At 72.7% G+C, this 25,993-nt stretch carries 23 protein-coding genes; 10 read left to right on the top strand and 13 right to left on the bottom strand.

The features are described 5' to 3' along the window. Positions 1 to 29 precede the first annotated feature (29 nt). Positions 30 to 593, bottom strand: coding sequence for an NAD(P)H-dependent oxidoreductase (locus Sri02f_RS32850; protein WP_109004970.1), 564 nt, complete (start codon positions 591 to 593; stop codon positions 30 to 32). Positions 594 to 711: 118 nt separating this feature from the next. Here Sri02f_RS32850 and Sri02f_RS32845 point away from each other — a divergent pair, with 118 nt between their 5' ends. Next, positions 712 to 1,398 (top strand): TetR/AcrR family transcriptional regulator, encoded by a 687-nt coding sequence (locus tag Sri02f_RS32845; RefSeq protein ID WP_109004969.1) that lies wholly within the window; start codon positions 712 to 714, stop codon positions 1,396 to 1,398. On the opposite strand, the gene Sri02f_RS32840 is transcribed toward Sri02f_RS32845, so the two are convergent. Continuing rightward, positions 1,389 to 2,537, bottom strand: coding sequence for an FAD-dependent oxidoreductase (locus Sri02f_RS32840; protein WP_109004968.1), 1,149 nt, complete (start codon positions 2,535 to 2,537; stop codon positions 1,389 to 1,391). The genes Sri02f_RS32845 and Sri02f_RS32840 overlap by 10 nt on opposite strands. Beyond that, complete coding sequence (locus Sri02f_RS32835) at positions 2,534 to 3,229, bottom strand: TetR/AcrR family transcriptional regulator (protein WP_109004967.1); 696 nt, start codon at positions 3,227 to 3,229, stop codon at positions 2,534 to 2,536. The genes Sri02f_RS32840 and Sri02f_RS32835 overlap by 4 nt, the downstream gene beginning before the upstream one ends. A 116-nt stretch (positions 3,230 to 3,345) precedes the next feature. Between Sri02f_RS32835 and Sri02f_RS32830 the strand changes: the two genes are divergently transcribed. Both Sri02f_RS32830 and Sri02f_RS32825 read left to right on the top strand, forming a co-directional pair. Then, positions 3,346 to 4,395, top strand: a complete 1,050-nt coding sequence (locus Sri02f_RS32830; RefSeq protein WP_167467669.1) for a LacI family DNA-binding transcriptional regulator — start codon at positions 3,346 to 3,348, stop codon at positions 4,393 to 4,395. Between the two features lie 400 nt (positions 4,396 to 4,795). Next, positions 4,796 to 6,232 carry an aldehyde dehydrogenase family protein gene (locus Sri02f_RS32825; protein WP_109005088.1) on the top strand — a complete coding sequence of 479 codons (1,437 nt, stop codon included), beginning with the start codon at positions 4,796 to 4,798 and terminating at the stop codon, positions 6,230 to 6,232. 15 nt (positions 6,233 to 6,247) lie between these two features. Here the strand turns inward: Sri02f_RS32825 and trxA are convergent, their stop codons facing one another. Continuing rightward, the gene (gene trxA, locus Sri02f_RS32820) at positions 6,248 to 6,652 is read right to left on the bottom strand and encodes a thioredoxin (protein ID WP_109004966.1); all 405 of its coding nucleotides are present in this window, start codon (positions 6,650 to 6,652) and stop codon (positions 6,248 to 6,250) included. Between the two features lie 144 nt (positions 6,653 to 6,796). On the opposite strand from trxA, the gene Sri02f_RS32815 reads away from it, so the two are divergent. Beyond that, the gene (locus Sri02f_RS32815; protein ID WP_109004965.1) at positions 6,797 to 8,215 is read left to right on the top strand and encodes a dihydrolipoyl dehydrogenase family protein; all 1,419 of its coding nucleotides are present in this window, start codon (positions 6,797 to 6,799) and stop codon (positions 8,213 to 8,215) included. A 72-nt stretch (positions 8,216 to 8,287) separates the two neighbouring features. Here Sri02f_RS32815 and Sri02f_RS32810 read toward each other — a convergent pair whose 3' ends face one another. After that, a complete protein-coding gene (locus Sri02f_RS32810; protein WP_109004964.1) occupies positions 8,288 to 8,932 on the bottom strand; it encodes a peptide deformylase in 645 nt (214 codons plus the stop codon). Positions 8,933 to 9,112: 180 nt separating this feature from the next. On the opposite strand from Sri02f_RS32810, the gene Sri02f_RS32805 reads away from it, so the two are divergent. Next, entirely contained in the window at positions 9,113 to 10,543 is a 1,431-nt protein-coding gene (locus tag Sri02f_RS32805) for a PepSY-associated TM helix domain-containing protein (RefSeq protein ID WP_109004963.1), read from the top strand. Between the two features lie 131 nt (positions 10,544 to 10,674). Here the strand turns inward: Sri02f_RS32805 and Sri02f_RS32800 are convergent, their stop codons facing one another. The 3 genes from Sri02f_RS32800 to Sri02f_RS32790 all read right to left on the bottom strand — a co-directional run bounded on the left by Sri02f_RS32800 (position 10,675) and on the right by Sri02f_RS32790 (position 13,305). Next, positions 10,675 to 11,052: a tetratricopeptide repeat protein gene (locus Sri02f_RS32800; protein ID WP_109004962.1), complete on the bottom strand. Its 378-nt coding sequence runs from the start codon at positions 11,050 to 11,052 to the stop codon at positions 10,675 to 10,677. A gap of 107 nt (positions 11,053 to 11,159) precedes the next feature. Continuing rightward, complete coding sequence (locus tag Sri02f_RS32795; RefSeq protein ID WP_109004961.1) at positions 11,160 to 11,684, bottom strand: MarR family winged helix-turn-helix transcriptional regulator; 525 nt, start codon at positions 11,682 to 11,684, stop codon at positions 11,160 to 11,162. Positions 11,685 to 11,739: 55 nt separating this feature from the next. After that, complete coding sequence (locus Sri02f_RS32790) at positions 11,740 to 13,305, bottom strand: serine/threonine-protein kinase (protein ID WP_159106812.1); 1,566 nt, start codon at positions 13,303 to 13,305, stop codon at positions 11,740 to 11,742. Positions 13,306 to 13,578: 273 nt separating this feature from the next. Between Sri02f_RS32790 and Sri02f_RS32785 the strand changes: the two genes are divergently transcribed. Continuing rightward, positions 13,579 to 14,169 (top strand): alpha/beta fold hydrolase, encoded by a 591-nt coding sequence (locus tag Sri02f_RS32785; RefSeq protein ID WP_109005087.1) that lies wholly within the window; start codon positions 13,579 to 13,581, stop codon positions 14,167 to 14,169. A gap of 310 nt (positions 14,170 to 14,479) precedes the next feature. Here Sri02f_RS32785 and Sri02f_RS32780 read toward each other — a convergent pair whose 3' ends face one another. Continuing rightward, a complete protein-coding gene (locus tag Sri02f_RS32780) occupies positions 14,480 to 14,959 on the bottom strand; it encodes a MarR family winged helix-turn-helix transcriptional regulator (RefSeq protein WP_245970915.1) in 480 nt (159 codons plus the stop codon). Positions 14,960 to 15,116: 157 nt separating this feature from the next. Between Sri02f_RS32780 and Sri02f_RS32775 the strand changes: the two genes are divergently transcribed. Both Sri02f_RS32775 and Sri02f_RS32770 read left to right on the top strand, forming a co-directional pair. Then, positions 15,117 to 16,280, top strand: a complete 1,164-nt coding sequence (locus Sri02f_RS32775; RefSeq protein ID WP_109004958.1) for a PP2C family protein-serine/threonine phosphatase — start codon at positions 15,117 to 15,119, stop codon at positions 16,278 to 16,280. Positions 16,281 to 16,469: 189 nt separating this feature from the next. Next, positions 16,470 to 17,660: a PP2C family protein-serine/threonine phosphatase gene (locus tag Sri02f_RS32770; protein ID WP_109004957.1), complete on the top strand. Its 1,191-nt coding sequence runs from the start codon at positions 16,470 to 16,472 to the stop codon at positions 17,658 to 17,660. A gap of 29 nt (positions 17,661 to 17,689) precedes the next feature. Here Sri02f_RS32770 and Sri02f_RS32765 read toward each other — a convergent pair whose 3' ends face one another. Together Sri02f_RS32765 and Sri02f_RS32755 are read right to left on the bottom strand one after the other, a co-directional pair. Next, on the bottom strand, positions 17,690 to 18,196 hold the full coding sequence (locus Sri02f_RS32765; RefSeq protein ID WP_109004956.1) for a MarR family winged helix-turn-helix transcriptional regulator: 507 nt from the start codon (positions 18,194 to 18,196) through the stop codon (positions 17,690 to 17,692). A 362-nt stretch (positions 18,197 to 18,558) separates the two neighbouring features. Continuing rightward, positions 18,559 to 19,194, bottom strand: a complete 636-nt coding sequence (locus tag Sri02f_RS32755) for a TetR/AcrR family transcriptional regulator (RefSeq protein WP_109004954.1) — start codon at positions 19,192 to 19,194, stop codon at positions 18,559 to 18,561. 484 nt (positions 19,195 to 19,678) lie between these two features. Between Sri02f_RS32755 and Sri02f_RS32750 the strand changes: the two genes are divergently transcribed. Both Sri02f_RS32750 and Sri02f_RS32745 read left to right on the top strand, forming a co-directional pair. After that, positions 19,679 to 21,328: a glycoside hydrolase family 27 protein gene (locus Sri02f_RS32750; protein ID WP_109004953.1), complete on the top strand. Its 1,650-nt coding sequence runs from the start codon at positions 19,679 to 19,681 to the stop codon at positions 21,326 to 21,328. A gap of 56 nt (positions 21,329 to 21,384) precedes the next feature. Continuing rightward, positions 21,385 to 22,815: a glycoside hydrolase family 43 protein gene (locus Sri02f_RS32745; RefSeq protein WP_109005086.1), complete on the top strand. Its 1,431-nt coding sequence runs from the start codon at positions 21,385 to 21,387 to the stop codon at positions 22,813 to 22,815. A gap of 370 nt (positions 22,816 to 23,185) precedes the next feature. Here the strand turns inward: Sri02f_RS32745 and Sri02f_RS32740 are convergent, their stop codons facing one another. Together Sri02f_RS32740 and Sri02f_RS32735 are read right to left on the bottom strand one after the other, a co-directional pair. Continuing rightward, complete coding sequence (locus Sri02f_RS32740) at positions 23,186 to 24,208, bottom strand: LacI family DNA-binding transcriptional regulator (protein WP_109004952.1); 1,023 nt, start codon at positions 24,206 to 24,208, stop codon at positions 23,186 to 23,188. 422 nt (positions 24,209 to 24,630) lie between these two features. Next, positions 24,631 to 25,767 (bottom strand): glycoside hydrolase family 12 protein, encoded by a 1,137-nt coding sequence (locus Sri02f_RS32735; RefSeq protein ID WP_109004951.1) that lies wholly within the window; start codon positions 25,765 to 25,767, stop codon positions 24,631 to 24,633. Positions 25,768 to 25,993: the final 226 nt, after the last annotated feature.

Here is a 25,993-nt window from a genome sequence, read left to right as displayed (position 1 = left end):
TCACCTGCGGTGCGGTGCGGTGGCCTGGCTCAGGCGGCCGTGGCCTCGCCCGCGTGGCTGTGCAGACGGGCGACGACCTCGGTCAGCTGCGCGGCGACCTCGGCGTCGTCCACCGGGTGGGTCTCGGCGAAACGGGTCAGGGAGCCCGGGATGGAGAGCTTGAGGTCCTCGATCACCTTGCCGCCGGCGATGCCCACGGCCTTGCGGGCCTCGTCCTGCGCCCACACGCCGCCGAACTGGCCGAACGCGGTGCCGACCACGGCGGCGGGCTTGCCGCCGAAGGCGCCGGCGCCGTACGGGCGGGACAGCCAGTCGATGGCGTTCTTCAGCACGGCCGGGATGGTGCCGTTGTACTCGGGGGAGAAGAGCAGGAAGGCGTCGGCCTCCTGGGCGGCGGCACGCAGCTTGGCGGCGGCGGCCGGGACGTTGCCCTCGACGTCGAGGTCCTCGTTGTAGAAGGGGATCTCGGCCAGGCCTTCGAAGAGGTCGACCTCGGCGCCCTCGGGAGCGACCTTGACGGCCGCCTCGGCGAGCTGGCGGTTGGTCGAACCGGCGCGGAGGCTGCCGACGAGCGCAAGGATGCGGACAGACATGGGTACTCCCGGAGACTGAAACATGGTCGTCATGAATACGGACCGAAGTCCGCTTATTGTTCTAGCACCCCAAACGGACCGCGGTCCAGTTTCATTCCCCGTGCTTTACGCTGAGTTCATGTCCGCCGTTCTGCCCCCGTGTCCGGAGCCCGAGGAGACCGTCGCCGAGTCCGAGCTGCTGCACCTCGGGCCCTTCGACGACGAGCCGTGTCTGCGTGCCGACGCGGCCCGCAACCGGGCCCGGCTCCTGGACGCCGCCGCCCGGCTGATCGCCGAGCACGGCGCGGCCGGGGTCACGATGGACGCGGTCGCGAGCGCGGCGAACGTCGGCAAGGGCACCGTGTTCCGCCGCTTCGGCGACCGCACCGGGCTGCTCAACGCGCTCCTGGACCACTCCGAGCGCAACTTCCAGGCCGCCTTCCTGAGCGGCCCCCCGCCGCTGGGGCCGGGCGCGCCGCCCGTGGACAGACTGCGGGCCTTCGGCATCGCCATGCTCCGCCGCTCCGTCGACGAGCTCGACCTGCAGCTGGCGGCCGAGCCCGGAGCCGAGCGCCGTTACTCCGTGCCGCCGCGCCGCGTCCACGTCGCCCACCTGACGATGCTGCTGCGCCAGGCCGTGCCCGGCGCGGACGCCGAGCTGCTGGCCCACGCGCTGATGGGGTTCCTCAGCCCCGTCCTCGTCCACCACCTCACCCGGCAGTCCGCGATGCCGCCGGCCCGGCTGGAGGCAGGCTGGAACGAGCTGGTCGACCGCGTGACGGGCGGAGCCGCCGGGCCGCGAACGACGTCGACGGATCACGGGTGAGCCGTGAACAGGTCGACCACGGCCTGCGGCGCGTCCTCGGCGAACAGGGCCGTGCCGTTGGCGGCGGACGCGGCCGCGGCCGCGGCGCTGCGCGGGAACAGCCGCTCCTCGTAGGCGGCCAGCGCGCTCTCGCGCCCGTCCGGATGCGCCACGAGGGCCTGGCCCAGTTCGGCGCCGTCCAGCATCGCGAGGTTGGCGCCCTCGCCCGCGAACGGTGACATCAGGTGGGCGGCGTCGCCGAGCAGGGTGACCCCGGGCACGCGTTCCCAGCGGTGGCCGACCGGCAGGGCGTGGATCAGACGCGGCGTCAGCGGTCCGGGAGCGTCGGCGACCAGCGCCCGCAGGCTCTTGTCCCAGTCCGCGAAGTGCTCCAGCACGTACGCCTTCGCCGCCTCGACGTCGGTGAAGTCCACGCCGTCGACCCAGTCCTCGGCGACCCGCAGCGCGGCGTAGACGTGCAGGCTGCCGTCGGTCTCCCGGTGGGCGAGGAAGCCCTTGCCGTGGCCGAGCGCGAAGAGGAGCCCGCCGCCGACGACCTCGGCGCTCACCGGGTGTCGCGCGTCCGCGTCCGGCAGATCCGCCTCGACGAACGACACGCCCGTGTACACGGGCCGGGCGGCGGACAGCAGCGGCCGGACGCGCGACCAGGCGCCGTCGGCCCCGACCAGCAGGTCGGTGGTGAAGGCGGTGCCGTCGGCGAGGGCGACCTCGTGGCGTCCGCCGCCCAGGGCGCGTGCGCCGGTGACCTTGGCTCCCCAGCGGACCGTTCCCCCGGGCAGCGAGCCCAGCAGCAGGTCGCGAAGGGCGCCCCGGTCGACCTCGGGCCGCCCGCCGGTTCCGTCGTCGGCCTCGGCGTGACGGACCACGGCGTCCCTGTCGAGGACCCGCACGGCCTCGCCGCCGGGCAGGATCAGCGCCCGGAACTCCTCGTCCAGTCCGGCGGCCCGCAGGGCCTGTTGGCCGGTCTCCTCGTGGATGTCAAGCATTCCGCCCTGGACGCGGGCGGCGGGGGAGGCGTCGAGGTCGAACACGGCCGCCTCGACGCCGTGCGCGTCCAGCACCCGGGCGAGGGTGAGGCCGCCGAGTCCGGCGCCGATGATCGCTATGGGGTGGTGCCTCATGGTCCTCGTGGTCCTCATGGCGAGGTCTCCTCCGTCGTTCGGTCGGGTACGGCGGTGTGCTCGATGCCGCTGATCAGGGTCCTGATCCCCCAGGACAGGCGGGCCTCGGGCGGCCCCGACAGCAGGGGCTCGGCGAGGGCGGCGATGCGCGGGTGGGTCCGCTCCGACGCCTCGTGCACCGCGTGCCGCAGCGCGTCCCAGTCCTCCTCGGAGGCCTCGTCGGCGTGCTCGGCGGCCGTCGCGGTGGCGTGCTGGAGCAGCAGGTCCACGCCCCACGCGGCCTGCGCGGCGGGCGTCCCGCCCTCGTGCAGCAGCCCCAGCAGGGTCTCGATCAGGTTCAGGTAGTGCGGGCCGCTGGGCCGGGCGGTGAGCGCCGAGCGGGCGAGGTCCGGGTACTCCAGGAGCATCGCGGTGTACCCGGTGAGCACCCGCTCCAGGCGCTCGCGCCAGGGGCCCTCGTCGGGGGCCGGGCCGACCGTGCCCAGAAGTTCGTCGAGCACGGCCGCGTGCAGCTCCGCGGTGTTGCGGACGTACACGTAGAGGGAGGCCGGGCCGGTGTCCAGCTCCTCGGCCAGGCGTCGCATGGTGACCTTGCGCAGGCCTTCGGCGCGCAGCACCGCGACGGCGGCGGCCACGATGCCCTCCCTGGTCAGGGCGGGCTTGGCCGGGCGCTCGCGGCGGCTGCGCGGGGTGTCGGGACGTGCTGTCATGCCGTCAAGGTAGCGAACATGTTCGTCACGTACAAGTACGTCACGAACATGTTCGTTGACGGTTCATCGGATTTTGACCTCCCCCGCCCCGAACCCCGGGAGCCGCTTCTGCCAAGATGCCGTACGTCATGGTGCAGATACCGAACACGCCCGCGCCGACGAAGCCGCCGGCCCCGCGCCCCGTGCCCACGAGCGCCGACGTGGCCCGCCTGGCCGGCGTCTCGCGCGCGACCGTCTCCTATGTCCTGAACAACGCCGACGCCGTGCGCATCAGCGAGCCCACCCGCCGCCGGGTCCGTCAAGCCGCCGAGGAGATCGGGTACGTGCCCCACGCGGCCGCCCGCACCCTGCGCGCCGGACACAGCCGCGTGGTCCTGATGCCCACGCTGCCCATCCCGGCCGGCCCGCTCTACAGCCGGTTCGTGCACGACTTCCAGGGGGCGCTCACCCGCCTCGACTACACCGTCGTCCAGTACGGCGCCACCGGGCTGCGCGGCGACGACGCCGCCCGGGCGTGGGCCGAACTGCGACCCGTCGCCGTGCTGGTGCCCACTCCCGGCATCGGGCCGGAGGGGGTCGCCGTCCTCAAGCGCTCCGGCGCGCGCGCCGTGGTGACCCTCAGCCCCACGCCCGTCGAGGGCGCTCACGCGCTGCGCCTGGACCACGCCGACGTCGGCCGCGCCGCCGCCGCCCACCTCTACGCGCGCGGCCGCCGTCGGATCGGTGTGGTCGTCCCCGAGGAGGGCGGCATGGAGGTGTTCTCCGCGCCCCGCCTCCACGGCGCCCGCGAGGCGTTGTCCGGCACGCGGGCCACGGTGACCGAACTGTCCCTCGCCTACGGAGAGGAGTCCGCGGCCGCCCTCGCCGCCCGCTGGACCGGCCTCGGCCTCGACGCCGTCTTCGCCTACAACGACGAGTACGCCATGCTGCTGATGCGCGCCCTGCAGGAAGCGGGCGTGCGCGTTCCCGAGGACGTCGCCGTCATCGGCGCCGACGACCTCGTGCTGGGACGGCTGCTGCGGCCCCGGCTCAGCACCGTGCGGATCACGCTGCCCTCGGGGCGTTACCTCGCCTCGCTGGTGGACCGGGCGGTCCGCAACCCCGCGGCCGCCCCCGAGTCGCACGAGCCGTTCGGGGCCACGGTCGTCCCGCGCGATTCCAGCTGACCCCGGGCCCCGGCCGCCCGACTGCCGAGTCCCGCCCGACTGCTCCGGCCCGCCCGACTGCCCCGGTGGGTCGGACTCGCCAAGTTCCGGCCGGTCCATGCGAGTTGGCCGGGGCGCGGTGGGCCGGGCCTTGCCCGCGGGGAGAGCGCCGGTCGGCGCCGCCGCGTACCGTGGGAAGTCAGGAGGCGCGCGTCAGGGGACCCGATATTCCGCTGACATGACTAGGATGTTGCGTGCTCAACCAGATGGGGATGCGTTCGTTCACCGGATGCAGCTCGCCCGGCCGCGCCGGATCACCGCATCCCGCCATGCCGCCGCCGAACTGGCGGCCACCTGCACGGGACTTCCCCTCCTCCCCGTGAGGCGGCACGTCCCGCGGGTCACCGATCGGAGAGCCCCCATGCCGTTGCTCGACCCCCAGAACTGGCAGCCCCGCGCCCTGTCGGGCCCCCGGTACACCGTCACCGAGCCCGCCACCGGCGACCCGCTGGGCACGGTCGTCCTGGCGGGCGGCGCGGACGTCGGTCCGGCCGCCGAGGCCGCCCTCGCCGCCCAGTCCGAGTGGGCCCGCCTCCCGCACTTCGTGCGCGCCGGCGTGCTGCGCAAGGCCGGCGACCTGTTCGCCGCGCACGCCGAGGAACTGCGCGAGTGGATCGTCCGCGAGTCCGGCTCCATCCCCGGCAAGGCCGACTTCGAGCTGCACGTCGCCGCTCAGGAGTGCTATGAGGCCGCCGCCCTCGCCTCCCGCCCGGCCGGCCAGGTCCTGCCCAGCGAGGCGCCCCGGCTGTCCTACACCCGGCGCGTGCCCGTCGGCGTGGTGGGCGTGATCTCCCCGTTCAACGCCCCGCTGATCCTGTCGATCCGCTCCGTCGCGCCCGCCCTCGCGCTCGGCAACGCGGTCGTCCTCAAGCCGGACCCGCGCACGGCGGTGTGCGGCGGACTGTCCCTGGCCGCGATCTTCGCCGAGGCGGGACTGCCCGACGGGCTCCTGCACATCCTGCCGGGCGGCGCCGAGACCGGCGCGGCCCTGGTCGCCGACCCCCGCGTGCCGGTGATCTCCTTCACCGGCTCCACCGCGGCCGGCCGCGCGGTCGGCGAGGCCGCCGGACGCCACCTCAAGCGCGCCCACCTGGAACTCGGCGGCAACTCCGCCCTGATCGTCCTGGAGGACGCCGACCTCGACGCCGTGATCTCCACGGCCGCCTGGGGCTCCTTCTTCCACCAGGGCCAGATCTGCATGACCACCGGCCGCCACCTGGTGCACGCCTCGCTCTACGAGGAGTACGTCGAGCGGCTCGCCGCCAAGGCCGACGCCCTCGCCGTCGGCGACCCGCACCGCGCCCAGGTGCACCTCGGACCGCTCATCGACGACGGACAACTCGCCAAGGTGCACGCTCTGGTGGAGGCCAGCACCGGCGCGGGCGCGAAGCTCGCCGCAGGCGGCACGCACGACAGCCTCTTCTACCGTCCGACGGTCCTCGCCGGCGTCGACGACGCCACCCCCGCCTACGCGGAGGAGGTCTTCGGCCCGGTGGCTCCGGTACGCCCCTTCACCACCGTGGACGAGGCGGCGGCGCTGGCCGCGCGCAGCACCTACGGCCTCTCGCTCGGCATCGTCACCCGCGACGCGGCCCGCGGCCTCGACCTGGCCGAGCGCGTACCGGTCGGCATCGTCCACATCAACGACCAGACCGTCAACGACGAGGCCGTCGCGCCCTTCGGCGGGGTGGCCGCCTCCGGCACCGGCGCCCGCTTCGGCGGCGAGGCCAACCTCGAGGCCTTCACCGACGTGCGCTGGACGACGGTGCGCAGCGACGTCGCGCCGTACCCCTTCTAGCGACCGCCCCCGGGCTCACTCGCCCGGGGCGGCGGGCGAGCCGTCGGCCTCGCTCTTGGCCTGCTGCTCCTCGATCGACCGGCGGACCTCGTCCATGTCGAGCTCGCGCGCCTGCCCGATGACGTCCGTGAGGGCGGCCTCGGGCAGCGCGCCCGGCTGGGCGAAGACGGCGACCCGGTCCCGCACGATCATCAGCGTCGGGATCGACTGGATGCCGAAGGCGGCGGCCAGCTCCGGCTGCGCCTCGGTGTCCACCTTGCCGAACACCAGGTCCGGGTTCTCCTCGGCGGCCTTGTCGTAGACCGGGGCGAACTGACGGCACGGCCCGCACCAGGACGCCCAGAAGTCGATCAGGACGAACTCGTTGTCGGTGACCGTCTGGTCGAAGTTCTCCTTGGTGAGCTCCACGGTGCTGCTCATGACCTGAATCCTTCTTCCCGGTGCTTCCTGCCAGGCGCTCCCTGACATGGGGTGAAGCCGTCCGCCCCAACGCGGCCGGCCGCTCGTGTATTCCGCGCCCCTACCCGTGTGGCCACCCCGCACACCACCCACCAGACTGACCCCATGACGGAAACGGAATCCAACCTGTACGACGTGGTTGTGCTCGGGGCCGGACCCGTGGGGGAGAACGTCGCCGACCGCACCCGCGCGGCCGGCCTCACCACCGCGGTCGTGGAGAGCGAACTGGTCGGCGGCGAGTGCTCGTACTGGGCCTGCATGCCCAGCAAGGCCCTGCTGCGCCCGGTCATCGCCCGCGCCGACGCCCGCCGCCTGCCCGGCCTGCGCCAGGCCGTGCAAGGCCCCCTGGACACCGAGGCGGTCCTCGCCCGCCGCGACTGGTACACCGGCGACTGGACCGACGACGGCCAGGTCGACTGGCTCAAGAGCATCGGCGCCGACCTCTACCGCGGCCAGGGCAGACTGACCGGACCGCGCACGGTGAGCGTGGGCGACCAGGTGCTCACCGCCCGGCACGCCGTCGTCGTCGCCACCGGCACCCGCGCCGCCCTGCCCGCCCTGCCCGGCCTCGCCGAGGTCCGGCCCTGGACGAGCCGCGAGGCCACCAGCGCCCGGTCCGCGCCCGGCCGGCTCGTCGTGGTGGGCGGGGGAGTCGTCGCCACCGAGATGGCCACGGCCTGGCAGGCCCTCGGTTCGCAGGTCACCCTCCTCGTGCGCGGCAAGGGCCTGCTCGACCGGATGGAGCCGTTCGCGGGCGAACTGGTCGCCGAGGCGCTCGCCGAGGCCGGCGCGGACGTGCGCACGGGCACCTCGGTGGCGTCCGTGACGCGCACGGACGGCGTCGTCCAGGTCGTCACCGACACCGGCGAGCGCATCGAGGCCGACGAGATCCTCTTCGCCGTCGGCCGCGCACCGCGCACCGACGACATCGGCCTGGAGACGGTCGGCCTGGAGCCCGGCTCCTGGCTCGCCGTCGACGACAGCCTGCGCGTCGACGGCACCGACTGGCTCTACGCGGTCGGCGACGTCAACCACCGCGCCCTCCTCACCCACCAGGGCAAGTACCAGGCGCGGATCGCCGGCGCCGCCATCGCCGCCCGCGCCGCCGGAACGCCCCTGGCCCAGGCGGACCCGTGGAGCGCCCACTCCGCCACGGCCGACCACGAGTCCGTCCCGCAGGTCGTCTTCACCGACCCGGAGGCGGCCTCCGTCGGCCTCTCGCTGGCCGAGGCGGAAGCGGCCGGACACCGGGTGCGGGCCGTCGACGTGGACATGTCGTCGGTGGCCGGTGCGGGCCTGTACGCGGAGGGCTACAAGGGACGCGCCCGGATGGTCGTCGACCTGGAGCGGGAGATCCTGCGCGGCGTGACCTTCGTGGGCCCGGGCGTCGGCGAGCTCGTCCACTCCGCGACCGTCGCCGTCGTCGGCCAGGTCCCGATCGCCCGCCTCTGGCACGCGGTCCCGTCCTACCCGACGATCAGCGAGGTGTGGCTCCGCCTGCTGGAGGCGTTCCGGGACAACTGACGCACGGCGGGCAGGCCTTCCGCGGCAACCGGGCCGCCGTGGGCCGGCCCGCGTGGGCCCCGGCGGAACCGCCTACGGCAGGGGGAAGCCGAGGGCGCTCGCCGCCTCGGCCGGGGTCGGTTGCGCCCAGCGTTCCAGCACCGCCCGGTTGGACGACAGCGAGCGCAGTTCGGCCCGGTCGAGGTAGAGCAGGCCGTCGAGGTGGTCCGTCTCGTGCTGCACGATGCGGGCCGGCCAGCCCGTGAACACCTCGTCCAGCACGCGCCCCCGCTCGTCCTCGCCGGTCAGCCGGACCTCCGCGTGCCGGGCCACCACCGCCTGGTAGCCCGGCACGCTCAGGCAGCCCTCGAAGAAGGCCGCCCGGCCCGAACCGGCCTGTTCGTACGACGGGTTGACCAGAACCCGGAACGGCTGGGGCACCCGGCCGCGGGCCAGCCGCACCTCGTCCGGCACCGGCGCGGGGTCCTCGATCACCGCGATCCGCAGCTCCACCCCGACCTGCGGTGCGGCCAGGCCGACGCCGGGCGCCGCGAGCATGGTGACGCGCAGGGCCTCGACGAACCGGGCCAGAAGGGCCGGTTCGAGCTCGCCGTCGTAGCGTGCGACGCCGGACCGCAGAACCGGGTCGCCGGCCGCGACGATGGGCAAGGGGCCGCCGGGGGCGAGGAGTTCCTCGATCCGTTCGGCGAGCGGAGCGCGGGGACGGGGAGTTGCCATTCCGTCAGCATCCCATGACCGACGGCATGTGATGCGGGTCACTGCGAACGGCGGGAACTCGGGTCGGTCCCGCCCCGACTACTGGAGCGTCACGGCCGAAGAACGCCCTCGGGAGACCTCGCCCGAGGGCTTCCCGCACTCCGCTCCCCACGCTCCCTTCGACCCCGGAGAAGCCCGCCGATGTCCACCCCTTCCCCGACCTCCCCCGCTCTCGGCTCCCCCGGAGCCCAGGGACCCGCATCGGACGAGGACGAGGCCCCGCAGCCGACGGCTCCCGCGCCCGAGTCCCGCGGCCCGTGGGCCCCGTTGCGCCCGCTGGTGCTGCGCCTGCACTTCTACGCCGGCGTGTTCGTCGCGCCCTTCCTGCTGGTCGCCGCAGTCACCGGGTTCCTCTACGCCGGGGCGTTCCAGGCCGAGAAGCTCGTGTACGCCCACGAGATGACCGTGCCGGTCGGCGACACCAGGCTGCCGGTCTCCGCGCAGGTGGACGCGGCCCGCAAGGCCCACCCCGAGGGCACGGTCTCGGCCGTCCGCCCCTCGCCCGAGGACGACGCCACGACCCGGGTGATGCTCTCGGGCGTCAAGGGAGTCGACGCGACCCACACCCTGGCCGTCTTCGTCGACCCGTACACGGGCCAGGTGCGCGGCGCCCTGGAGCAGTACGGCTCGACCGGGGCACTGCCCCTGCGCACCTGGATCGACGAGTTCCACCGGGATCTGCACCTCGGCGAGAACGGACGTCTGTACAGCGAGTTCGCCGCCAGCTGGCTGTGGGTGATCGCGGGCGGGGGCCTCGTGCTGTGGTTCTCCCGCCGTCGCGCCCTGCGCAGGGTGCGCGGCACGAGCGGACGGCGCCGCACGCTCGGCCTGCACGGCACGATCGGCGCGTGGGCCGCCGTCGGCTTCCTCTTCCTGTCCGCGACCGGACTGACCTGGTCGACCTACGCGGGCGCGAACATCGACGAACTGCGCACCTCCCTGGGCCAGTCCACCCCGTCGGTCTCGGCGGCCGCGAGCGGCGGCGACCACGCCGGCCATGCCAGCGCCTCCGGCAGCGGCGGCGACGCCGAGCACGGCGTCGGCCTCGACAAGATCCTCGCCGCCGCGCGAGCCGAGGGGCTGGGCGACCCGGTGGAGATCGTCCCGCCCGCGGAGGCGTCCTCCGCGTACGTGGTCAAGCAGGTGCAGCGCAGCTGGCCCGAGAAGCAGGACGCCGTCGCGGTCGACCCGGCCACCGGCGAGGTCACCGACGTCCTCCGCTTCGCCGACCACCCGCTCCTCGCCAAGCTGACCCGTTGGGGCATCGACCTGCACACCGGCGTCCTGTTCGGGCTGGTCAACCAGATCGCGCTGATGCTCCTCGCGCTCGGTCTGATCCTGCTGATCGTGCTGGGCTACCTGATGTGGTGGCGGCGCGGCCGCGGCTCCTCCTTCGGCCGGCCCGTCCCGCGCGGCGCCTGGGCCAAGGTTCCCCCGTACGTCCTCGTCCCGCTGATGGCGGCGGTCGCCGTGGTCGGCTACTTCGTCCCGCTGCTGGGCATCCCGCTCGCGGGTTTCATCGTCGTGGACGTCGTCCTCGGAGAGATCGCACACCGCCGCCGGGCGGCCTGAGCGCGTGCGGTCCAGGGAGCCCGCCTCACGGGCTGCCCCTGGACCGCCACCGCTCATATCGCCGGCATCGTCCGCGCCGCCCGCACCTCGGTACCGGTTGCGCCGCACGTGCCGTCCGCGCCCGCAGGGGGTCAGTCCTGCGGGAACTCCCCGGACAGGGCGGCGGCCAGCCGCAGTTGCGGTCCCGCCTCCTCGTGCCGCCCCTGCCGCTCAAGGGTGCGCCCCAGCATCAGCCGCGCGTATTGCTCCACCGGTTCACGCTCGACGATCACTCGCAACTCGGCCTCGGCGCGGCGCAGTTGGGCGGAGTGGTAGTAGGCGCGGGCCAGCAGCAGCCGCGGTCCGGTCTGCTCCGGCTCCTCCTCGACCAGCCCCACGAGCACCCGCGCGGCGGCGGTGTACTCCTTCGCGCCGAAGAACAGCTGCGCCCGCTCCCACCGCTCGGCCGGGGTTCCGTGGGCGTAGTACACGGTGGCGTCGGTCGTCGTCGTCTCGTAGGTCGTGTCCACTGGTGACCTCCTTCGACGCCGACAACCGGACCGATTGGTTGAATATTCCAGCACCTGGCGAAGGGTGGCACGGGGGGACCGGCGGAGCGGCGCGGAGGGCCGCCGGGTCAGACGGTCTTCTCCGTCGCCCCGGCCGAAAGGTCGTCCGGGAGGTCGTGAGAGGGGGCGTGCGAGAGGTCGAGCGGTACGTCGAGCAGGGCCGTGAGCTCGCCGGTGAGCGTCCGGGCGCGCGCGCCGTCCAGCCCGCCCAGCGGTTCCAGCAACTGCTCGAGCAGCCCGTGGACGACCTGCACGGCCCGTCGGGTGACGTCCTCCCCCCGCTCGGTGAGGGCGAGTTGGACCGCCCGGGGGTCGCGTGGATCCCGGGTGCGCTCGATCAGTTCCGCGGACTCCAGGGCGCGCGCGAGCTTGGAGACGTAGAGCGGCTCCAGTCCGGTGTGGTCGGCGAGGCGGCGCTGGCTGGGGCGTTCGCCGTCGCGCTGCATGCCGTACAGCGAAGCGACCAGCGAGTACTGCGCGTGGGTGAGCCCCAGGGGCGCGACCGCCCGGTCGACCGCCACACGCCACTTCGTGGACAGACGCCACACCAGAAACCCGGGAGTGGCCCGTTCGGAATCCCTGCTCTCGCTCATACGGAATACGTTACATGGCTACTATGTCGGGGCGGTCCCGGGGCAGGGGTGCCGGTCAGCCCCGGTGGACGATGCTCACCTTCACGTTCAGCATGCCCCTGTTGTCGTCGGAGCATGAACCGGCGGTGTCGTTCATGCCCAGTTGCAGGGTGCCGTCCCCGGTGGCCTTGAACGTGAGCTCCCTGCCCACGGCGTGCACGGGGAAGTCCTTGTCGCCGGCGAGGACGGCGAGCAGAGCGCCGAACGGCGCCGCGGGCTTGACCTTGCAGTCCTTCGCGCCGTCCAGCAGCCTGTCGGTGTCCGCGTCGTAGCCGGCCGGCCCGGTCATGGGCATGTTCCGGTGGTCGGCCGTCCACTGTCCCGAGACGAACCGGACGGTGACCTGGTCTCCCCGCCGGACGACCGCTCCGGCCACCGGCTGCCAGCCGGTCGCCGACTGGACGACCTGGCTGACGGTCGTCGTCCGCGGCCCCTTCTTGAGCGGCAGCACCCCGGTGACGACCAGGCCTCCTCCGGCGCCGGCCGCCAGCACCGCCGTACCGGCGAGCGCCCACCACAGCCGCTTGCGCCCCGCCGAGCCGGACGGCCGGGTGGGCGAGGGCCGCGGCGGCGCGGTCTGCTGCGCCGTCGGCACGGCCTCCCCGGCGGGGACGAGTCGCCCGTGACCGCCGGTCACGGTGTCCGAGTCGGCCGACGCCGACGAAGGCCGCGCCACGCGCGCGGTCGCCGACGGCAACGGCCCGGCGTCGGCCTCTCCGGCCGCGACGCGCCGCAGCGCGGCACGCGCGCCGGCCGCCGAGGGGCGCTCGTGCGGGGACTTGCGCAGCAACGCCTCGACGACCGGCAGCAGCGGGCCGAGCCGTTCCGACAGAACGGGTTCGTCGTAGGCCACCGCGTGCAGCGTCGCGGGACCTCCCGGTCTGTGGAAGGGGGACTTGCCGCCGCACACGGTGGCGAGCGTCGCGCCGAGGGACCACAGGTCGGACGCCGGGCCGGTCTGCGATCCCGTCACCCGCTCGGGCGCCATGAACTCCAGGGAGCCCACCAGTTGGCCGGTGCTGGTCAGGAACTCGCCGTCGTCCAGGGCCGCGATGCCGAAGTCGGTGAGGACGGCGTTGCCGTCGCGGCGCAGCAGGACGTTGGCGGGTTTGACGTCACGGTGCAGGGTGCCGGCCGCGTGCACGGCCTCCAGCGCGTCGAGCACCTGCAGACCGAGGACGGCCGCGTGCTGCGGGGTGAGCGGCCCGGAACGGGCCACATGGTGGGCCAGCGAGGGCCCGTCGACGAGTTCCATGACGATCCACAGCCGGTCCTCGGACTCGACGAGGTCATGGACGCCGACCACGTGCGGGTGCGGCACCCGGGCCACCGCGCGGGCCTCCCGCACGGCGCGTCGCATCCGTATGCGGTGCTCCTCGTCGCCATGGGTGAGGATGTGCAGTTCCTTGGCGGCGACCGGGCGATCCAGCAACCGGTCGTGGGCGCGCCACACGGTGCCCATCCCGCCCCGGCCGAGAACGTCCTGGAGGAGATACCGGCCGGCGATCAGTCGCTCCGGGCCGCTCCCCGCACGTGTCGCCGACGGATCGTCGCCATGTCCCGGTATCACGTGCTCTCTCACGGTTCCCTTTCGGAGGGCTGGGCGCTGCCCACCGGCGTCGCTCGCTCGCTGTGTGTTCGACGGCTCGTCCTACGTTCGAACGGGCCCGAGCATAGCCGAGCCGCTCGGACTCACCGGCCGTCAACTGCTGTGCCGCGCAGGGGCCTTGGCGGCCGGGGAGAGGGGCTGCGCGCGGGCTGCTACTGGCGCCGGCGCAACCCACCGGAGGTGCCCGGGGGAGTGGCGGGCGGTCTCGGCCTGCCGGATCACCACGACGGTGGGAAGGTCGACCACATGACAGCGATCCGGCAGATCTTGTTCATTCAGGGCGGCGGCGAGGGCGCGCACGACGCATGGGACGACAAGCTGGTCGACAGCCTGAGGCGAGAGCTCGGGGACGGGTACGAGGTCCGCTACCCGCGCATGCCCGACGAGGGCGACCCGAGTCCCGCGCGGTGGGCCCCGGCCGTCCACCGCGAGCTGGCGGAGCTGGGGGACGGCGCGATCGTGGTCGGCCATTCGGTGGGCGGGACGATCCTCGTCCACGCGCTGGCGGAGCGGCCGCCCAGGTCCGGGCCGGCCGTGATCGTGCTGATCGCCGCCCCGTTCGTCGGCCGAGGCGGCTGGCCCGGCGACGAGTTCGAGCTCCCCGGCGACCTCGGCGCACGACTGCCCCCCGGCGCGCGGGTGCACGTGTTCCACGGACTGGCGGACGAGACCGTCCCACCGTCGCACGCCGACCTCTACGCCCGCGTCATTCCGCAGGCGCAGGTGCACCGGCTGCCCGGACGCGGCCACCAGCTGGACGACGATCTGGGCGAGGTGGCCGAGGCGATCAGCCCCGGCGGCCTCCCTGCCCCCGGAGGGGCCCGCACAGCCACCTGACGCAGCGCCACCGGACAGCGGCCCGTGGGTCCCGCGGCGTACGGCTTCGCTGCCGCCGTTCGCTTCGCTCTTCCGCCGAGATTTTGCCCACAGGCGCCGAAGGCCGCGGCATCAGGGGGTAACCGGTTTCCGGAGGCAGAAGAACTCACCAGGACAGTTGCCGTTTGACAACTATAGCCGTGAGGCAAGAAAGTGGAGGCCGGACGTGCAGGGGGAAGGATGTGGATGTTCCAGTGGGCGGAGTCCGCTCCGTTCGCTGAACACCGGCGTCGAACGGCGGGCGGCAGGTGAGAAGTCGGCTGCTGGCCGCTCAGGCTGTGCGCGTTCCGGAACCCTGGGCGTCGTCGTGTATCTGCGCTGCCGCCGCGTCGCAGAACGCTTCGAGTCCCTGCAGGAGCGCGGTCCGCTGGATGGCGGGCATCTGGTCCAGCACCGCCTGCAGCGCGCTCTCGCGGCGCGTGCGCAGATCGGCGAGGAACGCATGGCCCTGGCCGCTGAGGTGCAGGCGCACCTCGCGCCGGTCTGCCGGGCTCACCACGCGCTCGACGAAGCCGGCCGCCTGCAGACGGTCGCACAGCCGGCTGGTCGACGGCGGCGTGGAGGCGAGCGCCTCGGTGAGGGTGCGCAGGCTGACGCCTTCGCGATGTTCGAGGACGAGCAGCACGCGCAACTGCGACGCAGACACGGGCGCCGTCGTGGCCCGGCCCCACAACACCTCCAGCAGCTCCGCGGCCGTGGAGGCCACGCGGGCGACCTCGTCCGGCTCAGGGCGGGGGCGGAAGGAATTCACAGTCTCATTCTCGCAGGCGCCGGGATGACCGCCGCGTACCGGGCGGCCGGTGACCGGCCGTAGCCGGACCGGATCCGGGTGCGGCCGTACGGAACGGCTTCGCCCCGTGCACAGGGGACCTGCGAACGTCCGACGAAAGATGGGTGTATTGACAACCGTGAACAGATTCGTGACCGCCGAGCGCGCTCTGCGTACGGCGGCGCCCCACGAGTTGCTCGACGCGGTCCGCCGCGTGCTCTGCGAGGAGTACGCGGCGGCTTCGGTCGAGCTCTTCTTGGCCGACTACGGTCTGACCGTGTTGCAGCCGGTGTCCGTGCTGCCGGACACCCTCGAGCCGGTTCCGGTGCACAACAGCCCGGCCGGCCGCGCCTTCGGCGCTCAGGAGCCGCATCTCGAAGGCCTTCCGCAGGGCCGGGTGCGTGTGCACCTGCCCGTGACGGTGCGGGGGGACCGGCTGGGCGTCCTGTCGGTGACCGTTGTGGGCGAGGAGCACGCCCGGGACTGCCTCACCGAGCTGACGGAGATCGCCGATGTGCTCGCACACGAGGTGGTCGTGGCCGAACGGGACACGGACCTCTACCTGCAGGCCCGGCGCAAGGACCGGCTGACCCTGGCCGCCGAGATGCAGTGGCAGCTGCTTCCCGGCCGTTCCTGCGTTCGGCCGGAGTACGAGCTGGGGGCCCAACTGGAGCCCGCCTACGCGATCTTCGGCGACAACTTCGACTGGTCGGCGACCGCCGACCGGCTGACGCTGTACGTGTCCAACGGCATGGGCGAGGGGATCGAGGCCTCCCTGCTGACGAACCTGGCGGTCAACGCCCTGCGCAATGCCCGGCGGGCCGGCATCTCCCTCCCCGACCAGGCGGCCCTCGCCGATCAGGCGATCTACGCCCACTACCGGGGCCGCTGCTACCTGTCGGTCCTCATGTTCGACTTCGACCTCGCCAGCGGACGCGCCCGGGTGGTGGACGCAGGCTCGCCGCAGCTCATGCGCCTGCGCAACGGCACGGTGGAGCGCGTCGCCTTCGAGGCGCAGCTGCCGCTGGGCATGTTCGAGGAGACCGACTACCTGGCGCAGGACTTCCAGGTAGAGCCGGGCGACCGCCTCATCTTCGTCAGCGACGGGGTCTACCAGGCCGCTTCCCCCGGAGGGGAGACGTACGGGGACGACGCCCTCGCCCGCGCGATCCTGTCGACCCGGCTGCTGTCGGCCGCCGAGGTCCCCCGGGCCGTCCTGCGGGAGCTGACGGGCCACCGAGGCCGGACCGCGCCGAACGACGACGCTCTGGTGGTCTGCCTGGACTGGCGCGGGCGGCAGTGACGGCTCGCAGGCGAGCCCCCGCCCGGACGCCGGTGATCACCCGTTCCCACGGCGTGGCGGGGCGGCCGGTGCGAGCCGGCGGGAACAGCCGTCCGACGAGCCCGCCCGTCGTGGATTCCCCGCAGCCGGGGAGGGGTGGGCATGGCGATAGTGTGGAGGCAGTAGGGGGAGAGAGTGGATGCCGTGAACATGTCTGAACCGGTTCCGTCCGCGGAAAGCCGACTTCGCGCCGCTGCGCCCCATGAACTGGTCGCCACCGCCCGCCGCCTCCTGACCGACCGCGTCGGCGCCGAGGAGGTGACCCTGCTGGTGGCCGACTACGGGCTGAGCGTCCTGCAAGCGGTCACCCACCTGCCGCACACCGAGGAGCCGGTCGCCGCTCACGACGGGCCGGTCGGGCGCGCCTTCATCAGCCAGGCGCCGGTCGTCGAGGTCCCCGACGGCTCGACGCCGACACACGTCGTCCATCTGCCCCTCACCGTCCGCGGCGACCGGCTGGGCGTCCTGTCCGTCCGCCTGCCCAGCAGCGCCACCGACCCGGCCACCGTGCTCCGGCTCACCGACTTCGCCACCGCCCTCGCCCACGAGGTCGCCACCGCCGGCCGCGACACCGACCTCTACCTGCAGGCCCGCCGCACGCGACGCCTGACCCTGGCCGCCGAGATGCAGTGGCAGCTGCTGCCCGGCCGCGGCTGCGCCCGCCAGGAGTACGTGATCGGCGCCCACCTGGAGCCCGCCTACACCATCGGCGGCGACAACTTCGACTGGTCGACCGGCGCCGACCACCTCATCCTCACCGTCACCGACGGCATGGGCCAGGGCATCCACGCCTCCCTGCTCACCAGCCTCGCCGTCGGCGCCCTGCGCAACGCACGCCGCGCCGGCATCGGGCTCGCGGACCAGGCCTGCCTCGCGGACCAGGCCCTCTTCGCCCAGTACGGCGGCAAGTCGTACGCCTCGACCCTGCTGTTGCGGTTCGACCTGGACACCGGCGTCGTCCGCGCCGTCGACGCCGGCTCGCCCCAGCTCTACCGCCTGCGCGACGACACCGTCGAGCAGATCGAGCTCGAGGCGCAGCTCCCGCTGGGCATGTTCGAGGAGACCCTCTACGAAGAGCAGACCTTCCACGTGGAACCGGGCGACCGGCTGATCGTGGTCAGCAGTGGCGTGCACGGCGCACGCGCCGCCGACGGCGGATCCTTCGGGGAACGAGCCCTGCGGCAGACGCTGAGCGCCACCCGCCGGGAGTCCCCGCACGAAGCCGCGCGCGCCGTCGTCTCCGGTCTGATCGAACACTTCGGCAGCAAGGAACTCGCCGCCGACGCCGCGGTCGTCTGCCTCGACTGGAACGGCCGGAGCGGGCGGAGCGGCGGAGCGTAACGGGCCTACAGGCGTGCCGGCGGCCGCCGTCACCGACCGTCCGGATCCGCAGGGCGCGACCGGCCGGCATCGCGCGCGGTGTGCAGGGCCTGCAACCCCCGCCGCAGCGCGATCGTGTCGGCCGGTTCCATCAGCCCCAGCACGGCGGCCAGAGCCTGCGCGCGACGTCCGGCCACGTCGTTCAGCACCTGCCGGCCGGGCAGGGTCAGGCGCAGTTGCACCTCGCGGCGGCTGAACGGATGGGTCCCGCGTTCCAGCAGGCCGGCCGCTTCGAGGCGGTCGCAGAGCCGGCTGGCCGTCGGCATCCCGATGTCCAGCCGCTCCGCCAACGCCGTGAGATTCAGCCCCGGCGCCTCCGCGACGGCCCGCAACGCCTTGAGCTGGTGCAGGGACAACCGCGGTGTCGACTCCTGGGCGGCCACCGTCCACAGATCCGTCAGGCTCTCCACGGCGTCGGCGATCTCCCGGGCGGCGGCCCGAGGGCCATGGCCCGGCCCCTTCGCCTGATCGTTGTCGGCGCCGTCGAGGTGCGTCACGAACGAGTCTCTTTCAGTAAGCCCGAGGCAATTCACATGCAATGCTCATTCAAACGCACTACCCGAAGAGCGAACGAGCAAGCAGCCGATACTGCATCCGGTACTGCATCCGGTACCGCATCCGGCCCAGAACCCGTCCGCCGGAGCCGGTCCGGACGAGTTCGGCGACGAGCCGCCCGACGCCCGTGCGCCTGCCCGGCAGGCACGGGGCCTCGTACGCGGGGAGCCGGGCCGGTCCGAGAACGGCCGGGATGGGCAGGCGGAGGATGCTCGACCGGCGGATCCGCAAGATCGACCGACGGACCGACTGACCCACTGGCCGACTGCCTGAGTGAGCCGGTCCGTGAGCGGGCGGTCGGCCGTCAGGCGGGGTCCGGGAGGGGGCGGCGGGCGACCTCGTGGGCGTCGTCCGGCGGAACGCCCAGCATGCGCAGGACCATCTCGGCCAGGTTCACGGCGGACTCGTCGCCGTCCAGATCGGGGCGGGCGAATCTCAGCTCGACCAGGGACAGCAGGGTCCCGCCGAGTGCGGACAGGGCGACGTCCGGGTCGACGGTGGTGAAGCGGCCGGAGGCCATGCCGGCCTCGAAGTCGCGCACGGCCCGCCGGGTCAGACCGTTGTCCGTGTGGATGTGGCCGAGGCCGCGCCGGCGCAGGACCTGCATCAGTTCCGGGTGGGAGTCGGCCATGCGGGCGCTGAGCCGGAAGCCCGCCGCGACGAGTTCCGCCGGGTCGTCGATCCCTGTCAGTCGTTCGTCGAAGTTCTGGCCGAACTCCTCCAGCGCGTCCACGACGGCCGTGTCGAACAGCTCGGTCTTCGACTGGAAGTGGTTGTAGAAGGAGCCGAAGCCGACGTCGGCGCGCTCGGCGATCACCTGGATGCTGGCGCTGCCGTCCCCGGTCTCGGCGAGAATCTGCCGGGCCGCGCGAATGAGCGCACGGCGGGTTTCGGCACGGCGTCGCTCGAACCGGTTGCCGGGCGGGGCTGACGTAGGCATGCGCCGAGTCTAACCGGGGGGACCATGACGTAGCAGCTCTGATGAATTCATCACCGCCTGCGTCGAAAGGGTCTTCAGGGCGAGGGAACGGTGATCACTGCTCGTCATCCCGAGGGGTCATGCGGACACCGGGGGCGCCGACAGATCCCGTCAATCCGCCTCGAATGATTCGTATACGACATCGAAATGTTTCGGGAGCTCGTGCTGTCGTGGATGGCCCGCGGGGGATGGATGGGGCGGTTGGCTCGACGATCGTGTTGACACGCTCGGCAGGCTCTCTAACATCCGTGAGGTCAGCATTCCGAAATCCAATCGAAATTTCGAACGACCTACGCGATGTCATATGCATGACATCTGAGCCTCCGCCGTACCAGTCATCCACTGTCTCTCCGTGACTCTCACCGTCTCTCAGTGTTTCTCAGTGTTTCTCCCGGCGCCGCCGGTGACCACCCCTCGGCGCCCTCACCCCCGGAAGGGAAGCCGAGTGCCCAGATCAGGCAGACGACTGCTCGACCTCCTGGCGGCCGCCGCGCTGACGCTCACCGCGTCGTTCACGGTCGTCGCCCACTCCACGGCCCCGGCCACGGCCGCGCCCGGCAGCCCGGCGCTCACCCCGCCGCTCGGCTGGAACAGCTGGAACAGCTTCGGGTGCGGGGTCACCGAGGCGCAGGTCCGCCAGGCCGCCGACGCGATGGCGTCCTCGGGCATGCGGGACTCCGGCTACCGGTACGTCGTGGTCGACGACTGCTGGTTCGACCCGCAGCGGGACGCGGCGGGCAACCTGCGGGCGAATTCGGCCAAGTTCCCTAGCGGGATGAAGGCGCTCGGGGACTACATCCACGGCAAGGGCCTGAAGTTCGGCATCTACCAGGTGCCGAGCGAACGCACCTGCGCGCAGACCAGCGGCGCCTACCCCGGATCGACGGGCAGCAGGGGCCACGAGGCCCAGGACGCCGCCACGTTCGCCTCCTGGGGCGTGGACTACCTCAAGTACGACTGGTGCTCGTCGAGCGGCACGCGTGACGAGCAGGTCGCGCGGTTCACGCTCATGCGCGACGCCCTGCGCGCCACCGGGCGGCCGATCGTCTACAGCATCAACCCCAACAGCTTCCACGCCATCACCGGCGCCACGTACAACTGGGGCGAGGTCGCCGACCTGTGGCGGACGACGGAGGATCTGCTCGACATCTGGCAGAACGGCAACACCAACAGCTATCCGATGGGCGTCGGCAACGTCCTCGACGTCACCGCTCCGCTGGCGGCGCAGGCGGGTCCCGGTCACTGGAACGACCCCGACATGCTGGTCGTCGGGCGCCCCGGCCTGTCACTGACCGAGTCCCGCTCCCACTTCGCCCTCTGGGCCCTGATGGGCTCCCCGCTCATGGCCGGCAACGACATCCGCACCATGTCCGCCGACGTGAGCGCGATCCTGCGCAACCCGCGGCTGCTGGCGGTGGACCAGGATCCGCTGGGCGCGGGCGGGCGCAGAGTGCGCGACGACGGCAACACCGAGGTGTTCGCCAAGCCCCTGTCCGACGGATCGGTCGCGGTGGGTCTGTTCAACCGCGGGGCAGGCGCCGCGACGGTCGCCACCACTGCGGCGCAAGTCGGCCTGTCCGGAGGGCAGTTCACCCTCACGGACCTGTGGACCGGCGGCACGTCGAGCACGTCCGGGCAGATCTCGGCGAGTGTTCCCGCGCACGGCGTGGCCGTGTTCAGGGTGAGCGGGGGCAGCCCGCTGGCCGCCACCACCGCGCGGATGCGCGGCAACGGCTCCGGCCGCTGCGTGGACGTGGACAACGCCTCCACCGCAGCCGGAGCCACGGTGCTGCTCTGGGACTGCCACACGGCGGCCAACCAGCTGTGGACCACCTGGGCGGGCGGCGAGATCCGCGTCTTCGGTGACAAGTGCCTCGACGCCTACGACGGGGGAACCGTCAACGGCACCCGGGTCATCACGTGGCCCTGCAACGGCCAGGACAACCAGAAGTGGACCGTCGGCTCCGACGGATCGATCCGCAACGTCCACGCGGGCCTGTGCCTCGACGTCGACCGGGCCGGCACCGCCAACGGCACCCCGCTGGTCCTGTGGAGCTGCGACGGCCGGGCCGGCCAGAAGTGGAGCCGCACATGAGCGCCGTCGCACAGACCGTCAGCCCGCCCGCCGCCCACCGTCCCCCGGAGGTCAGGATGACGCCCACCAGGCCGTCGCCCACCGCCGGCACGAGGCTCACCCGGGCGGTCGCCTGGGTGGTGGGCCTCCTGCTGGCGTTCGCCGTGGTCCCCGCCGCGCTGCAGCCCACCGCGGCCAGGGCCGACAACCCGATCGTGCAGCACGTCTACACCGCCGACCCGGCTCCGCTGGTCTACAACGGCCGGGTCTACCTCTACACCGGACACGACGAGGACGGCTCCACCTACTTCACCATGAAGGACTGGCGGGTGTGGTCCTCGGCCGACATGGTCAACTGGACCGACCACGGCTCACCGCTCAGCTTGACCACGTTCAGCTGGGCGTCCTCGGACGCCTGGGCGGGACAGGCCGTGCAGCGCAACGGCCGCTTCTACTGGTACGTGCCGGTCACGAACAGGGCGACCGGCCGCATGGCCATCGGCGTCGCGGTGGGGGACAGCCCGACCGGACCGTTCCGGGACGCCCTCGGCCACCCGCTGGTGGAGAACGGCGAGTTCGACCCGACGGTCTACGTCGACGACGACGGCCAGGCCTACCTGTACTGGGGCAACCCGAACCTCTGGTACGTCCGGCTGAACGCCGACATGACGTCCTACTCGGGCAGCCCCACCAAGATCCCGCTCACCACCGCCGGGTTCGGCGCTCGCACCGGCGACTCCAACCGCCCCACGCTGTTCGAGGAAGGCCCCTGGTTCTACAAGCGCAACGGCCTCTACTACATGGTGTTCGCGGCCAAGTGCTGCTCGGAGTTCATCGCCTACTCCACGGCGCCCGGCCCCACCGGACCCTGGACCTACCGGGGGACGATCATGCCCACCCAGGGCGGCAGCTTCACCAACCACCCGGGGATCGTGGACTTCAAGGGGAACTCGTACTTCTTCTACCACAACGGCGCGTTGCCGGGCGGCGGCGGCTTCACCCGCTCGGTCGCGGTGGAGAAGTTCTCCTACAACGCCGACGGCACGATCCCGACGATCAACATGACGACCACGGGCGCGCCCCAGGCCGGCCCCCTCGACCCGTACGTACGCCAGGAGGCCGAGACGGTCGCCTGGGAGTCCGGGATCGAGACCGAACCGTCGGGCGAAGGCGGCATGGACGTCGGCTGGATCGACAACGGTGACTACGTCAAGGTCAAGGGCGTCGCCTTCGGGTCGGGCGCGTCCTCCTTCGCCGCGCGCGTGTCCTCGGCCAACAGCGGTGGCACCGTCGAACTGCGCCTGGGCTCGGCGAGCGGGACGGTCGTGGGCCGGTGCGTCGTGCCGAACACGGGCGGCTGGCAGACCTGGACGACGGTGACCTGCCCGGTCAGCGGCGCGACGGGAACCCAGGATCTCTATCTGCGGTTCACCGGCGGCAGCGGCTACCTGTTCAACGTCAACTGGTGGCAGTTCACGCGCGGCGCCGCTGTGACCGCCCCGCGGTAGCCCGGCGGGAGACGCCTCCGAGCCGGCCGACGCTCCAGGAGAGAGGAAGCCGCCCGGGGGCGACGACGGGATCCGCTCGCCGGGCCCCGAGGACGAGCGAACCTGCCCGGGCCGCGGGGCACCGGCCGGGGCGGGAAGGCGGCTGACGGTCGCCGCCGAACCCGGCGACCGGGCGGAGACCCGCGCGCGGACGGCGGTCGGGAGACGCACCCTGCGTCGCCCGACCGCCGTCCGCTGCCGATGACGAGGACTGTGCGATCCGGTGATCCGGACGCGGACGCGGACACCGGACCGGACCGGCGGATGCGGTCGTCACCGGCGATTGGGAGCGCTCCCGGCATGCTCCCGCCCCGCTCCCGTTCGTTCCGCGTCAGGCTGATTCACGGACCGCCAGTTCCGTCCGGAGGATGACGTGGCGGTAGGCCACCGACGGCTCCTCCATGTCCTCCAGCAGGAGTCGGATCATGGCCCGGCCCATCTCCTCCAGCGGCTGACGCACGGTGGTCAGGCGTGGCTCGGTGCGCTGAGCCAGCGGAAAGTCGTCGAAACCGATCACCGCGACGTCCTCCGGCACCCGCCGGCCCGCGGCGCGCAGTGCCTGCAGCGCCCCGGCCGCCGTGGTGTCCGACGCGGCGAGGACGCCGTCGATCTCCGGGTGCCGTTCGAGCAGTCGGGCCATGGCGCTACGCCCGCCGTCCTCCGTGAAGTCGCTTTCGGCGATCAGGGACGGCTCGCTGTCCAGGCCCGCAAGCGCCAGTGCGTCCTGGTAGCCGCGCAGTCGGCATCGGGCGGCGTACATGTCCAGCGGCCCGGTGACGGTGGCGATCACGGAGCGACCCCGCGAGAGCAGGTGGGAGACGGCGCTGCGCGCGCCGCCCACGTTGTCCGCGTCCACGTAACTGACGTACTCGTCGCCCGAGCGGCGTCCCAGCATCACGGTCGGCAGCCGCGCCTCGGCGAGCATGTCCGGCAGCCGGTCCCCGGCGTGCACGGACATCAGCAGGACTCCGTCGACCCGGCCGCCGCGCGCGTACTCCAGGAAGCGCTGGCGTTCGTCGTCGGACCGGACCAGGGTCAGCATCAGCTGCATCCCGGTATCCGCCAGCGCGTCGCCCAGCGAACCGACGATCTCCGAGAAGAACGGCTCCGCGAAGAGTCTCCAGTCGGGCTCCGTCAGCACGAGAGCGACGGCATCGGTTCGCCGCCCGGCCAGGGAGCGGGCCGCGAGATTGGGCACGTACCCCAGTTCCTCGATGGCGCGCTGCACGGATCGGCGCGTCGAGTCCTTCACGCCGGCCGCGTTGTTGATGACGCGGGAGACCGTGCCCCGCCCCACCCCGGCGTGAGCGGCCACCTCTTCCAGCGTCGGAGTGCCGGGGCGTCGCCTGCCCATGACCACCTCCCCCAAGAGATCACCGATCTTACGGGCCGACGGAACGGGGCACAGGGCTTCCGCATGTGCCCCGTGCATCGCCGGCCGAGAGGGCGTCTGGTTCGCGTGGTTCATGAGTGATTGGGCTGCACGCTCATTGCCTGGTTCGGGCCTTGCCGCAGCCCCACGTCCACCGCCGTCGTCCACCGGCCCGTGCGCCGCCGGGGTTCACCGCCACCTTCCAACGGTCGACGTCCGGCGTCCAGGGGGAAGAGAACGGGACCCGCCCTGTCGGCGCGGAGGCCGTCGGGGCGGGTCCCGGGTGGGCGGACACGACGCGAGTCGGGTCCGGTGCGTGCTCGGCTGTTCGCCGGCCGGTCTGTGGCCGGTCTGCGGCCTACGGCCGGCCTGAGTCCGGACGCGGACAGGCCGTTGCCGGTCCGTCAGGCCGTGCTGCAGGGAGTGCCGTTCAGGCTGAAGGCGGCGGGCTTCGCGAAACCGCCGTCGTAGGAAGCCTGGAATCCGAAGGACGCCTGGCCGCCCGGCGCGATGTACGCGTTGTGCGCCGCGTTGGCGGCCGTCACCGCGCCCGACGACGGCGAGATGCCCGCGTTCCACGCGTTGGTGATCCGTTGCCCGCCGGGCAGTGTGAAAGCGAGATTCCAGCCGTTGACCGGCGAGGAACCCGTATTGGCCACGGTGACGTCGGCGGTGAAGCCGCCCTGCCACACACTCGTGCCATAGGTCACCTTGCAGGCCGCGGGACCGCTGGGACCGCCCGGGCCGCCGGGGGTGCTGCCGCCGAGGTTCACGGTCGAGGAGAACGAGGTCACCGCCAGGCCCGCGCCGTTCTGCCATGGCTCGAAGCCCGCCTGAATGCTCGTCAGATACCAGTCGTTCTGGGCGAGTCCGCGGGAGACGGCGTTCCGGGCGAAGTCCATCACGTCGAAGTTCCAGCTGTCGATCGCCGACGGGGCCACGAAGGACAGGACGTCGTTGGTGCCGTTGTTGCCGGACCACACCTGCCACTGGCGTCCGGCGACGGTGGCGGAACCGACCGGCGAGCCCACCGGCTGCACCGCCCCCACGCGGTTGAACCAGATCATGATCTCGGTGCGGTTCACGCCGTCGGTGCGGGGCGTCGGGTCCAGCCAGATGTCGTAGGCGGCGTCATAGGCCGCACCGCCCACGTAGCTGTAGGAGATGCCCGTGGGGGCGTCGGAGATGGTGTTGAGCCGGGCCGGGAGGTTGGTGCCGGGCGAACAGTTGGTGTAGTGGCAGCCGTTGTACACGGACGGGTAGGACTTCGGGGCGCCGTTCGTCGGGACGGATCCGTCGGCCTGGGCGATCCTGAAGCCCGAGTCCGTGACGGTGATGCACTGGGCGGCACTCGTGCCCCAGCGGTTGTTCTGCACGACGTAGCGGCCCTTGATCGTGGTGGAGCCGAACGCCTCGCAGATCGTCGTGTCGGCGTGGGACGCCGAAGCGCCGGTGAGAAGCGCTGCCAGCGCGACGAGTGAGGTGAGCAGCGCACCGATCAGGGCGCGCGCCCTGCGGGCTTGGAGAGATGACGGTTGCATGCGGGTCCTCCGCGATGGGTGGGGGGCAGGGCGCGCCGATGGCTTTTGGGAGCGCTCCCATTCCGTTCTCCGCTGGGACTGTAGGAGAAGATCATGCCCCTGACAAGATGATGGACGCCGGTGTCCGGGACGGTGGCGAAAAGGGTGTTCACCGGGCGGCTCCCGCGGGGGAGCCGCCCGGTGGGGTGACCCCGTCTCCCTGCGACGGGGTCGCGCACACGGAACC

It is taken from the genome of Streptomyces rishiriensis (assembly GCF_003112535.1).
Classification (GTDB): domain Bacteria; phylum Actinomycetota; class Actinomycetes; order Streptomycetales; family Streptomycetaceae; genus Streptomyces; species Streptomyces rishiriensis.
The sequence above is the reverse complement of the archived record's forward strand: the minus strand, read 5'-3'. Positions and strand labels throughout refer to the sequence as shown.